The sequence below is a fragment of the Tardiphaga sp. GW821-FHT12E02 genome (genome assembly GCF_058807155.1).
The window spans coordinates 5,060,067-5,072,440 of record NZ_JBXAQK010000001.1 but is presented as its reverse complement, the minus strand read 5'-3'; the positions used below and the strand labels follow the sequence as shown (position 1 = coordinate 5,072,440).

Genomic DNA, 12,374 nt, shown 5'->3' with positions numbered 1-12,374 from the left:
GGCATGGGAAAGTAATGGTGAGTACAGGCAGCGGGCTGATCGACAGGCTCAAAGAGATCGTCGGCACCGCAAACATTTTGACTGATCCACAGGATCAGGCGCCGTTTCTTTCGGACTGGCTCGGGAAATATCGTGGCACTGCCGTCGCGGTGGTGCGCCCAGGGACGACGCAGGAGGTCGCCGATGTGATGGTGGCTTGCGCCGCTGCATGTGTGCCTGTTGTTCCGCAGGGAGGCCATACCAGCCTGTCCGGCGGCGCGACACCGGACATGTCCGGGCGCGCAGTGGTGTTGTCGTTGGTTCGCATGAACCGGATCCGTGCGCTTGATCCCATCGGGCAGACCATGGCAGTCGATGCCGGCGTCATACTTGCCAATGTCCAGAACGCCGCACAGGAAGCCGGCTTTTTTTTCCCGCTCAGTCTCGGTGCCGAAGGCAGTTGTACCATCGGTGGCAATCTCGCTGCCAATGCTGGCGGTGTGGCGGTTTTGCGATATGGCGTGATGCGCGAGCTGACGCTTGGTCTCGAAGTGGTTCTGCCAGAGGGCCGGATCTGGAATGGAATGAAGGCGCTGCGCAAGGACAATACGGGCTATGCGTTGCGTGATCTCTTTATCGGATCGGAGGGGACGCTCGGAATTATCACCGGTGCCGTGCTCAAGCTGTTTCCGCAGCCGACGGCGCGTGCCACGGCATTTGTTGCGGTGGCCGATGTGGGCGCAGCATTGCGCCTGCTGGGCGTAGTTCGGAAGCATTGCGGCGATCGCCTTACGGCGTTTGAATTCCTGACCGGCGAGACGCTGGCGATGATCCAGCGGCAGATCGATGATGTCCGCGTGCCACTCGGTAAGATACCGGCCGCGGGCGTCCTGATCGAGCTCGGCGATATCGATGACGAGATGGCGCTGTCTGCAAGACTGGAGCGCGCACTTGGCGCTGCAATGGACGACGCCTTGATCACAGACGCGGTCGTCGCCCAGGACACCGCGCAGGCCAAGTCCATCTGGCGATTGCGCGAAAGCGTATCACAGGCGCTCGTGCGCGAAGGCAAGGCGGTCAAGCATGATATTTCGGTGCCGGTGGCGGAGATCGCGGATTTTGTCGCCGCCGCCGATCTGGCGGTCGCGGAAGCATTGCCCGGCATACGGCCGATGGTGTTCGGTCATCTCGGTGACGGCAATCTGCACTATAATCTGATGCGCCCGCTGGCCATGAGCGAAGAGGCGTTCGTCGCCCAGGGCGGTTTGCTGACGCGGATCGTGCACGACCAGACCAGCCGGCGGCACGGCTCGATCAGCGCCGAGCATGGGATCGGTCAGCTGCGCGTCGGCGAGATGGCAGTCTGCAAGGCACCGCTCGAGCTGGAGCTGATGCAGGCGCTGAAGCGGTTGCTCGATCCGGACGGGCTGATGAATCCGGGCAAGCTGCTGCCGATGTGAATGATCAGGAATATCAGATGACATTGTTGAATGAGGCTGCGCGCGGTGTCTATGTCATCGCTGTCACGCCTTTCATGGAGAATGGTGCCCTCGATCTCGAGAGCGCCGATCGGATGGTCGATTTCTATCTGGAAAAGGGCGCGACCGGCCTGACGCTGCTCGGCATGATGGGCGAGGCGCCCAAGCTAACGGCTGACGAGTCCCGTATTCTCGTCCGCCGGGTGCTGGCGCGGACGGCGGGGCGCGTGCCGATCGTCGTGGGCGTCTCGGGGCCGGGCCTCGCTGCCATGGGCGAGTTGACCAAAGCCGTGATGGACGACGGAGCTGCCGGCGTGATGGTGGCGCCGCCGGCTGGCCTGCGCACGGACGACCAGATCGTCGCCTACTACGACATGGTCGCCGAAGCGATCGGCATAGGGACGCCATTGGTGCTGCAGGACTTCCCGCAATCGACAGGCGTCCAGATCGCGCCGGCGGTGATCTTGAAGATCGTCGCGCGTCTGCCCAACATGGTCATGCTCAAGCATGAGGATTGGCCGGGGCTCGCCAAGCTCGCAGCAATCCGCGCCGCCAGCGACAATGGCACCGCACGGCGTATCTCGATCCTTGTCGGCAATGGTGGCGTGTTTCTGCCGGAGGAACTGACCCGCGGCGCCGACGGCGCGATGACGGGCTTTGCCTATCCGGAGATGATGGTCGATGTCTGGCGCGCCCATGCGGCCGGCGACGTCGAGCGCGCGCATGATCTGTTCGATGCCTATCTGCCGCTCGCCCGTTATGAGCAACAGCCGGGGCCGGGTCTTGCGATCAGGAAATATATTCTGGCCAAGCGCGGGGTGATCGCATCCGCGACACTGCGGAAGCCGGGCGCACCACTATCGGCCGCCGACATCACCGACGTTGAGCGGTTGATGTCACGTCAGACGCACCGCTTGAAGGAGCTCGGCTGATGGATCTTGGACTGAGTGGCAAGACAGCGCTTGTACTTGGCGCGAGCCGCGGCCTCGGTGCTGCCGTGGCGCAGACCCTGGTACAGGAAGGTGCGCATGTCGTCGGCGCCGCACGCCGTGCAGCCGACATTGCTGCCTGGGCAGCCGCCCTGCCGGCCGAGCAGCAGCAGAGGGTAACCTCCATGCATGTGGATGTCGGCGACCTCGCCACGGTCGATGCGCTTGTCGATCATCTCCTGGAGACATCCGGCGTTGATATCGTGATTGCAAACTCCGGCGGTCCACCGCAGCGTGAGGCCGGGGACGCCACGCGTGACGATTGGTTGCGCCAGTTCGAGGCCATGGCCGCGAACCTCTTCCATCTGGTGCAACGCCTGTTACCGGTCATGCAGCAACGCGGCTGGGGGCGTATCATCACCATTGGATCGACGGGCATCGAGCAGCCGATCCCTCGATTGGCGCTTTCCAATGGCATCCGCGCTGCGGTTGCGGGCTGGTCAAAGACGTTGGCGACGGAAGTGGCGGCTCAGGGCATTACCGTCAATATGGCGTTGCCTGGCCGTATCCATACCGAACGTGTCGATCAGATCGACAAAGCGGCGGCGGACCGTGCCGGCAGCAGCATTGATGCCGTTGCCAAAGCGTCGATGGCGACCATTCCAGCGGGGCGCTACGGCCGCCCGCAAGAATTCGCCGACATGGTTGCTTTTCTGGCCAGCGAACGCGCGTCCTACGTCACCGGCGCCATGATCCGCGTGGATGGCGGGCTGATCCGGGGCGTCTAGGATGAATCTCGCGCAAGACACCTGCGCTGGGATGGCACGACTCTTGCTGCGTGCAGGCCAGGTAAAGCAGGCAGCGAGGGCAGGATTTGAAGAATGTTCTGATCCATCACGTCGGGGGCTTATGCGCGCGGATCTGGCGCGAGATCAAAGAGTCGGTCAGGCACGCCCCGATGCATTAGGTTGTGTAATCTAGCGCCTAAGACACGCCAGGCGCCCTCATACCGAAATCCGTCGAAGCGCATAGTTTCTTTTGATTTCTGCTGAGGCGCATCGCTCTTTAAGCTTTCGCCCGCAAGCGGCTGCATCATGCTTCGCCATGAGTTGCCTGAGTTTTCTGCGGACAGCTATGAAAGTGCGGCTATGACCTCTGCCACCGTCTATTTCCTGAACGGGCCCAATGCCAATCTCTACGGTCTCGACAAGAGCGGCACGTATGGCCGCGAGAGTTTCGTCTCTATCAAAAAGCGCTGTGAAGACCACGCTGCGTCGCTTGGGGTGAGCGTCGACTTCCGGCAGTCCAATCATGAGGGCGTTCTGGTGGACTGGATCCAGGAGGCGCGCGAGAAAGCGGACGGGATCGTGATCAACGCGGCAGGCCTGACCTATTCGTCGGTCCCCATTCTCGATGCATTACTGGCCTTCGATGGGCCGATCATTGAAGCGCATATGAGTAACATCTGGAAGCGCGAGCCGTTCCGCCATCATTCCTATGTGTCGCGCGCCGCAACGGGCGTCATCGCAGGCCTCGGCGCACTCGGCTATGAGCTGGCGCTGACAGCGGTGTCGCGCTTGATCGCCGAGAAGGCTGCGCAATGACGTCCGAAGTGATGGCGTTCTACAGCGCCTTCGATGACTTCGAGACGTGGCGTGCGGCCCTGAGCGCGGAAAGGATCGATCTTCGCCAGGCCGACGATATCGCGGATCCCGGGGGCGTCCGGCACGCGCTGGTGTGGAAGCCACCGCATGGCTTTTTTGCGCGCTATCCCAATCTTGGCTTAGTCGTGAATCTCGGCGCCGGCGTCGATGCGCTGGTGGGGCGTGACGATCTGCCGGACGTGCCGATCACGCGCCTGTCCGATCCTAAGATGGCGAGGATGATGGCCGGCTATGTGCTGTTCGCCGTGACGCGCCATGCGCGTGACATACCGGCTTTCGAGCGCGCCCAACGAGCGCATCGCTGGCACTATATTCATCCGCGCGATCCCGAGACAATTACGGTCGGCATCCTTGGCCTCGGCGAACTCGGGCTGGCCGCAGCGCGCGAATGCGCGCGGCAAGGTTATCGCGTGCGCGGCTGGTCCAATACGTTGAAGTCGGTGGAGGGCATCGAGGCATCTGCCGGGCTGGCTGCATTGCCGGACATCCTTGGCGCTAGCGATATTCTTGTCTGCATGCTGCCGCAGACGCCACAAACTTGTGGGCTGCTTGATGTGAAGCGCCTCGCACAGATGAAACCCGGCGCGGTCTTTATCAATGTCTCACGCGGCAGCATCGTCGACGAGCCCGCGTTGATCGCGGCGCTGCGCTCGGGTCATATCGCGGAGGCAACGCTGGACGTGTTTGCAGCTGAGCCGCTGTCGCCCGAAAGCCCGCTCTGGGCGATGGACAATGTGTTGATCACGCCGCATCTCGCATCCGTGGCGCTGCCGGGATCGGCGGCGCGGCAGATCGGCGATAATGTCCGGCGGCTTGGGGCCGGGCAGGAGTTGTTAAGCCGGATCGACCCGCGGCGGGGCTATTGACCCCGGCGCGAACTGGCCGCCGACCGCAAAGGCGTCCCGGGCGTAATCGGCGAATGTCTGGACCGCCGGGCGTAAATCGTGGCGCTTCAGGCGCAGCGCCATGACATTCGTTGCCGGCAGCTTTTCGGTAATCGGCACCACAGCGATGCGGCTGCCGTCATAGCCGACCGTGGTCCGCGGCACGGCATTGTGGATCGAATAGCCTTGTCCATGTCCGATCAGTCCGCGGATCAGTTCCGTCGAGCGGCTGCGGAATGCGATGCGGGGCTCGATGCCCGCTGTGGCAAACAGACCGGCGAAGTAATCCCGTGAATGCGGCAGGTCGAGCAGGATGAAGGGCTCATCGCGCAGCTCGGTCAGGCTGATGGAGGCGCGGTTCGCGAGCGGATGGTCCGCGGATAGCATGATGAAGGGTGGCAGCTCACATAGTTTTTCGCCGACGATCTCGTCGGGCAGGGCAAATGAGTAAGACAACGCCAGTTCGGTTCGCCCTGCGATCAGGCCGTCGATGATCTCCTGCTGGTTGCCGTCTTCCAACTTCACCGAGATGCCGGGCTGGCTGTTGCGAAAGCCAGACAGCAGGCCAGGCATGAAGCGCGTCGCCAGTGTGAGGAAGCACCCCACCACGATCTCGCCCTGTAAGGCACTGCCAAGTGACTGAGCACTCTGGGCAAAATCCCGCGCATGGTTGAGGAGCAACCGCGCGTCATTGACGAGCCTTTGGCCCGCCGGAGACAGGGTTACGCCCTTGGCCAGATGGCGGACAAAGATCTGGATGCCGAGTTCGGCTTCCATCTGGCTGAGCGCCGCCGAGATCGAGGGCTGCGACACATTGAGCCGCTTGGCTGCCTCCGTCACGCTGCCGGCGTCAGCCGTCTCCACCACATAGCGCAGCGCACGGAGCGAGAACTTCATCGCGTTTTCCTATGCATCTCCAAAGATAATCATATTTCCCTTATGATGTGACTTACGTCAACGTCTCTTCAGGTGAACGAGGAGCCGATGATGATCCGCACGGGCGAGCAGTATAAAGAGGGCATTCGCGATGGCCGCGAGGTCTGGGTCGATGGAGAGCGCGTCAAGGACGTGACCACGCATCCCGCGCTGAAGCCGATCATCGATATCAAGGCCCGCATGTACGACATGGCGCGTGAAGATCGCTACGCCGCCGATCTCACTTATGTTGAGAACAACGAGACGCATTCGATCTTCTACAAGCCGCCGACAGAGCAGAAGGACTGGCACGACAAGATCAAGGCCGTCGATCATGTGATGAAAGACATTGGCGGCGTCGTCACCCGCGTCGGCGACGAGACCATCGGCGAGATGTGGTCGCTGACCGATGGCCGCGATGTGTTGGCCGAGATCGATCCGCGCTTCGCCGCCAATATCGATCACCACATCCGCGCGGTGATCGAGAAGGACATTTTTCACGTTTCGGCCAATACCGACCCGAAGGGTGATCGGTCGCTGCCGCCGCAGCAGCAGGATCCGGACCTGATGGTCCATGTCACCCGCGAAACGGATGCCGGCATCATCATTCGTGGCGCGAAATATGAGACCGCCGCCGCCTATGCCGATCAGGCCTATCTGAAGCCGACGGTCGGCGCCTGGGCGAACGAGAAACTATCGGATTATGCGGTCGGCTGCATCGTCAAGATGGGCGCGCCAGGGGTCAAGCATATCTGCCGCGGCGGTTTTGCCGGCCGCAACAGCTCGAAGGACTATCCGCTGGCCAACCGCTTTGACGAAGTTGAAGCGCTTGTGGTGTTCGACGACGTGCTGATTCCGTGGGAGGACGTGTTCTTCTATCGCCACACCCGCGCGGCGCAGTTCGTGCGCTCGACGTTGCATCGCTATTCGGCGTTCCCCTATGTGCTGCGTCTGCTCTACACCGCCGACATGATGATCGGCGCGGCGATGTGGAATGCCAAGCAGACCGGACTCGACAAGCTGCAGTCGGTGAAGGAAAAGCTCGCAGATCTGGTTTGCTACCGCGAAGGTATCAACGCGCATCTCACCGCGTCGATCGCCATGGCCGAGAAGAGTTCGGGTGGCCTCCTGATGCCGCAGCAGTCGATGCTCTATGCCGGTCGTGTGTTTGCCTGTTCGCAATTGCCGGCGATGATGCACATCGCCCGCGAACTCTGCGGCGGCCAGATCTGCATCACTCCGAATGCCAATGCATTCGAGGCCGAAGGCAGTGGCAAATGGCTCAACAAGTTCTATTCGCTCAACGACGAATGGCAGGCGGACGATCGTCGCAAGCTCCTGGCATTCGCGCGGGACCTGCTGAATTCCGATTATGCTGGCCATCGCCTGACCTTCGTGCAATTTGCGCAAGCCCCGCACTTCAATCATCTGGCCGCCGTCTACAACAACTTCGACTTTTCCGGCCCGCTGGATTTCGTCAAGAAGTCCGCCGGTCTGTCGGATCGCATCGACGGCAAGCAGTCGTGAGCGCCGCATCTCACGACGTCGTCGCCGTGGAAGACTTTCGCGACGCGATGCGGACCACCGCATCGGGTGTAGCGGTGGTGACAACGGATGGCGAGGCGGGGCGTGCGGGCGTCACGGTATCCTCGCTGTGCTCGCTGTCGATGGAGCCGCCTTCAGTGGTGTTCAGCGTTCATCGTGACAATGGCGGTCTCGAAAAGCTGCTCGCGAACGGCGTGTTCGTGGCGAATGTCCTGTGCGATGCGCAGGAGCGCGTCGCCAGCAGTTTTGCGGGCCTGATCCCCGAACTGCGCGACAATCGCTTTCTCGCGGGCGAATGGTCGGACATGCTCACCGGCGCGCCAGCGCTCGATGGGGCCTTGTGCAATTTCGATTGCCGCGTTGCCAGCGTGTTTGATTTCGGCTCGCATCGCATCATCACCGGCGAGGTCCTGAATGTGCGCAAGAAAACCGCGCAGCCTCTGATTTTCTCCGATCGTATGTTTCGTCGTCTCGCTGCCGCTTGAGGATTTTAGTTCATGACCCATCAGCGTTTCCGCAAGTTCAACACCAAAGAAGCCTATCCCGAGCAGTCGCTCGACAATGACGTCTGTATGGTGGTGCGCGCCAACAACACGGTCTATGTGCGCGGACAGACCGCAATGGATCTTGATGGCAAGATCGTCGGCATTGGCGATGCCGCAGCACAGACGGAAAATGCCATGGCATGCGCCAAAGTGCTGCTAGAAGAGGCAGGATCGAAGCTCGAAGATGTCGTGAAGATCGTGATCTATATCACTGATCGCGCCTATCGCGAGCCTGTCTATCGCGTTGTCGGCAAGTGGCTGAAAGGTGTCTACCCGGTATCGACCGGCATCATCGTGCAAGGGCTCGCCAAGCCCGAATACATGATGGAAATCGATATCATCGCGGAATTTCCGGCCTAGCAATACGCGTTCACGCCGGCTCGACCAGCATCGATCGGACGTTTGCAGCTTCGTCTTTCACGAGATCGGCGAGGGTGGTCCTGTGCGCCCGCTGGATGGAAATTCTTGAGGTTTATCAATCGCCTGGCACGATGTTTGCTTTTAGTTCGTTGTCATAACTCATGTGGGGTTTCGAGATGAAGCGCGCTTTGAAGTTCACTGCACTGATGTTGCTGTCGACCCTCGCGGTCGGTGGCCAGGCCTCCGCCCAGGAGAAGCTGGTTGTGAGCACCTGGGGTGGAAGTTTTCGCGATTTGATCGACGAGGCGATCGCCAAGAAATTCACGGCCGATACCGGTGTGAAGGTCGAATACATCACCGGCGGCACGATCGACCGTCTCAACCAGGCCAAGCTCGCGGCGGCCAAGCCGGAGAGCGACGTGACCTTCACGACCGCGCATGTCGGCTGGCTCTATGCCAATGACAATCTGTTCGAGAAACTCGACATGGCGAAGATTCCGAATGCCAGCCATCTGGTCGAGCAGGCCAAGATCAGCCCGTATCACATCGGCTCCTGGGCCTATGTCTACACGATCGGCTATCTGCCTGACCGCCTGCCAAAGGGCGTCAGCTTCGACAGCTGGGAAGGCCTGTGGAATCCGGCGCTCAAGGGCATGATCGCGTCGCCGGATTTCGATCCGAGCCATGTGATGGTGGTCGCCGCGAAACTCTCCGGCGGCGATGCATCGAACTGGGAAGTCGGCGAAGCCAAGATGAAGGCGCTCAAGACTAACTACAAAGCGTTTTACACCAATGACGCCAACAGCCAGCAGCTCTTTGCCACTGGCGAAACGCCGGTACAGGTCGTTCTGTCCATGAATGCCTATTACATGCAGGCCCAGGGCGTGCCGATCAAGCTGGCGATCCCGAAGGAAGGCGCCGTGCTCGGTGTCGATACCATGGGCATCACCAAGGGCACGACCAAGGCGGAGCTGGCCTACAAGTTCATCAACACGGCGCTCGATCCCGACGTGCAGGCGAAGATCGCCGAGCTCAAGAAAGGCAGTCCGGTCGTGGACAACGCCAAGGTGAAGCCCGAGATCGCAGCACTGCCCGGCGTGTTCACGACTGCGGACCAGTGGGCGAAGCAGAGCCTCGTGATCGACGCCAAACTGCGCGCCGAAAAGACCGCGACCTGGCGCAAGTGGTTCACTGAAAACATTATGGCTCCGTAAGATCAGTCCTGCGATCCGGCGGCTCGCGCCGGATCGCATCTCTTTCCGTCCGGGTTTCTCCATGAACACACGACCGTTTTTGGGATGGTTCGTTTCGCCAGCCGGGCTTGTCGCCATCGGCCTGCTCGCGGCGATGCTGGCCGTTTTCCAGTACAGTGTCCGCGCCCATGTGCCGGGCTCGCTTGAGGTTGGCGGATTCACCTGGGCGAATTTCGTCGCCATGCTGCGTCCGCTCTATGCATTGGCATTCTGGAACACGGTACTGATCTGTTTCGAGACGGCCGTGTTCACGCTGCTGCTGGCCTACCCATTGGCATATGCGCTGACGCGAACCACGAGCTCCGCGCTGCGATCGTTCATCCTGATCGTGTCGGTGACGCCACTGTTCCTTGGCGAAGTGGTGCGCACCTATTCCTGGATGATCGTGCTTGGCAATAACGGCTTCCTCAATACGCTGCTGCTCAAGACCGGCCTCATCGAGCGTCCGTTGCAGATGATGTTCACCACCGGCGGCGTGATCGCGGCGCTGGTGCATGTCACCATGCCGATCATGGTGATCATGCTGGCCGCGGCACTGTCGCATATCGATCGCAATTACGAGAAGGCGGCCGAGAGCCTTGGCGCCGGCCCGATCCGCGTCTTCATGACTATCACCCTACCGCTATCGATGCCCGGCATCGTCGCCGGCTTCTCGACAGCTTTTGCCTGGACCTTCAGCGCATTTGCCACGCCGCAGCTGATTGGCGGCGGGCGCGTGGCTACGGTATCGACGCTGATCTACCAGCTCGGCTTCTCGTCGTTTAATTTTCCCTTTGCCGCGAGCCTGTCCATCATCGGCCTCGCGCTATCACTTGCCGTCATCGCGCTGCTGAAGCAAAGCGCCAAGCCGCTCGAACGCATGGTGAGCCCGTCATGAAGCGGTCACCCGCCATACGCGCATTGCGCTGGTCAGGCCACGCTCTCGTTGCCGCCATTCTTCTATTCGTGCTTTTGCCTGGCATCGTGGTGGCAATTTCGGCCTTCAACGATCGCGCGATCCTGCAATTCCCGCCGCAGGCGTGGTCACTGCGCTGGTTCTATCGCGCTTTCTCCTACAGCGATTTCGCCAAGGGTTTCTGGAACGGATTGACGGTGACAATCTGGGCATCGAGCATCGCCGTTGTGGTGGGATCAGCCTTTGCCTTCGCCATCCATCGTTACAAATTCGCGTTGCGCGATCTGCTCGAAGGCATCCTGCTGTCACCGCTGATCATTCCGCACTACACGATCGGCCTCGGCATGCTGATTCTTGCCTCGCAGACCGGCGTCAGCCGCGGCTTTCCGCTGGTGATCTTCGCGCATGTAGTGATGGTGTTGCCCTTCGTGATGCGCAGTACCTACATTTCGCTGGAAAATCTCGACACGCGGCTCGAACTCGCTGCCTCCAGCCTCGGTGCCACACCGTTGCGTATCATGTTCACCGTCACGATCCCGCTGCTGATCCCCGGCCTCCTCAGCGGGTGGCTTTTTGCAGCGATCCTGTCCTTCAACGAGTTTACGGCAACGCTGTTTGTCTCCAGCCAGGCGACGCAGACGCTGCCGGTGGCCATGTACAATTATGTCCGCGAATTCGCCGATCCCACGCTTGCGGCCTTGTCGGTGATCTACATCGTCGTCACCGCTACATTGCTGACGATCGCCAATTCCTTCCTGGGTCTCGGGAAAGTCCTCAATGTTGATGCGCACTGATCCAATGACCGAATTCACACCAGGCGCGGCCAGCGACCGCATCCGTCCCGCGGTGCAGCTCGACGGCGTCACCAAACGATTTGGCGACTCCATGGCGCTGCATGAGGCCTGGCTGAAGATTCGCCCGAGCGAGTTCATGACATTGCTTGGCCCGTCCGGCTGCGGCAAGACCACGCTGCTCAATCTGGTCGCTGGATTCCTCACTGCCGACAATGGTGAGATCTTCATCGATGGCGAGCTGGTCACCGCGACGCCGGCGCATATGCGCGAAATCGGTATCGTGTTTCAGAATTACGCCCTTTTTCCGCATATGAGCGTAGCGAAGAATATCGCCTACGGGCTCAAGACCCGCGGTATCGATAACAAGGAGATCGCACGCCGTGTCGATGAGGCGCTGGCGCTGGTCAAGCTGACGGGCTTTGCCGACCGCAAGCCGAAGCAACTCTCCGGCGGCCAGCAGCAACGCGTCGCACTCGCACGCGCGCTGGTGATCCGGCCGAAAGTGCTGCTGCTGGACGAACCATTCTCGGCTCTCGACAAGAACCTGCGCGGCTCGATGCAGGTCGAGCTCAAGCAGATCCAGCGCGAACTCGGTGTCACTACTATTTTCGTCACGCATGATCAGGGCGAAGCGCTCTCGATGTCGGATCGCATCGCGGTGATGTCGGCGGGACGCATTCGCCAGATCGCCGCACCCGACGACATTTATCGCCGGCCGGTTGATCGCTTCGTCGCGTCCTTTGTCGGCGATGCCAATGTGCTCTGCGGCAAGCTGGTCGATAAGCAAGGCGACATGGCCGTGGTGGCAGTCGGCGACATCAAAGCCAGCGTGCCGTGCGCATCGGTCGCAGAGCTATCCACGGGCACGACCATTGACGTGTTCGTGCGGCCCGAACACCTCGCCGTCACACGGCGCGATGCGCCCGGTTCACTGCCGGGCACCGTGGCCACCCAGGTGTTCCAGGGCGGTCATGTCGATCTCTATATCGATATGCCAGGCATCGCCCGCGAGCGCGTGTTGGTGCGGGTGCCGGGCATCGCGGCGCTGTCATCTTGTCCCGTTGGCGCTGAAATCGGATTGATCATGGGCGCCGACGACATCTTGGCTTTTCCGCCGGACGCAACACCGTGAG

Annotated in this window: 13 protein-coding genes; 12 read left to right on the top strand and 1 reads right to left on the bottom strand. The window is 61.1% G+C overall.

Annotated features, from left to right (window positions below; genetic code table 11):
• Positions 1-14: 14 nt before the first annotated feature.
• From AC1RQ5_RS24050 to AC1RQ5_RS24030, 5 genes are all read left to right on the top strand, one after another.
• Complete coding sequence (locus AC1RQ5_RS24050; protein ID WP_493202315.1) at positions 15-1,439, top strand: FAD-binding oxidoreductase; 1,425 nt, start codon at positions 15-17, stop codon at positions 1,437-1,439.
• Positions 1,440-1,456: 17 nt separating this feature from the next.
• Entirely contained in the window at positions 1,457-2,389 is a 933-nt protein-coding gene (locus AC1RQ5_RS24045) for a dihydrodipicolinate synthase family protein (protein WP_493202313.1), read from the top strand.
• Positions 2,389-3,174: an SDR family oxidoreductase gene (locus AC1RQ5_RS24040; protein ID WP_493202312.1), complete on the top strand. Its 786-nt coding sequence runs from the start codon at positions 2,389-2,391 to the stop codon at positions 3,172-3,174. Before AC1RQ5_RS24045 ends, AC1RQ5_RS24040 begins: the two co-directional genes overlap by 1 nt.
• Before the next feature lie 360 nt (positions 3,175-3,534).
• The gene (locus AC1RQ5_RS24035) at positions 3,535-3,990 is read left to right on the top strand and encodes a type II 3-dehydroquinate dehydratase (RefSeq protein ID WP_493202310.1); all 456 of its coding nucleotides are present in this window, start codon (positions 3,535-3,537) and stop codon (positions 3,988-3,990) included.
• The gene (locus tag AC1RQ5_RS24030; RefSeq protein ID WP_493202308.1) at positions 3,987-4,916 is read left to right on the top strand and encodes a 2-hydroxyacid dehydrogenase; all 930 of its coding nucleotides are present in this window, start codon (positions 3,987-3,989) and stop codon (positions 4,914-4,916) included. The genes AC1RQ5_RS24035 and AC1RQ5_RS24030 overlap by 4 nt, the downstream gene beginning before the upstream one ends.
• Here the strand turns inward: AC1RQ5_RS24030 and AC1RQ5_RS24025 are convergent.
• The gene (locus tag AC1RQ5_RS24025; protein ID WP_398479320.1) at positions 4,884-5,831 is read right to left on the bottom strand and encodes a LysR family transcriptional regulator; all 948 of its coding nucleotides are present in this window, start codon (positions 5,829-5,831) and stop codon (positions 4,884-4,886) included. The two genes, AC1RQ5_RS24030 and AC1RQ5_RS24025, sit on opposite strands and share 33 nt — an antisense overlap.
• 90 nt (positions 5,832-5,921) lie before the next feature.
• On the opposite strand from AC1RQ5_RS24025, the gene AC1RQ5_RS24020 reads away from it, so the two are divergent.
• From AC1RQ5_RS24020 to AC1RQ5_RS23990, 7 genes are all read left to right on the top strand, one after another.
• Positions 5,922-7,376 carry a 4-hydroxyphenylacetate 3-hydroxylase family protein gene (locus AC1RQ5_RS24020; protein WP_398479375.1) on the top strand — a complete coding sequence of 485 codons (1,455 nt, stop codon included), beginning with the start codon at positions 5,922-5,924 and terminating at the stop codon, positions 7,374-7,376.
• Positions 7,373-7,879, top strand: coding sequence for a flavin reductase family protein (locus tag AC1RQ5_RS24015; RefSeq protein ID WP_493202306.1), 507 nt, complete (start codon positions 7,373-7,375; stop codon positions 7,877-7,879). The genes AC1RQ5_RS24020 and AC1RQ5_RS24015 overlap by 4 nt, the downstream gene beginning before the upstream one ends.
• Before the next feature lie 12 nt (positions 7,880-7,891).
• Positions 7,892-8,299, top strand: coding sequence for a RidA family protein (locus AC1RQ5_RS24010; protein ID WP_493202304.1), 408 nt, complete (start codon positions 7,892-7,894; stop codon positions 8,297-8,299).
• A 176-nt stretch (positions 8,300-8,475) separates the two neighbouring features.
• On the top strand, positions 8,476-9,513 hold the full coding sequence (locus tag AC1RQ5_RS24005) for an ABC transporter substrate-binding protein (protein WP_398479326.1): 1,038 nt from the start codon (positions 8,476-8,478) through the stop codon (positions 9,511-9,513).
• A gap of 61 nt (positions 9,514-9,574) precedes the next feature.
• A complete protein-coding gene (locus AC1RQ5_RS24000) occupies positions 9,575-10,429 on the top strand; it encodes an ABC transporter permease (RefSeq protein ID WP_493202302.1) in 855 nt (284 codons plus the stop codon).
• Entirely contained in the window at positions 10,426-11,241 is an 816-nt protein-coding gene (locus AC1RQ5_RS23995; protein ID WP_493202301.1) for an ABC transporter permease, read from the top strand. The genes AC1RQ5_RS24000 and AC1RQ5_RS23995 overlap by 4 nt, the downstream gene beginning before the upstream one ends.
• Positions 11,225-12,373 carry an ABC transporter ATP-binding protein gene (locus tag AC1RQ5_RS23990; RefSeq protein WP_493202300.1) on the top strand — a complete coding sequence of 383 codons (1,149 nt, stop codon included), beginning with the start codon at positions 11,225-11,227 and terminating at the stop codon, positions 12,371-12,373. Before AC1RQ5_RS23995 ends, AC1RQ5_RS23990 begins: the two co-directional genes overlap by 17 nt.
• Position 12,374: the final 1 nt, after the last annotated feature.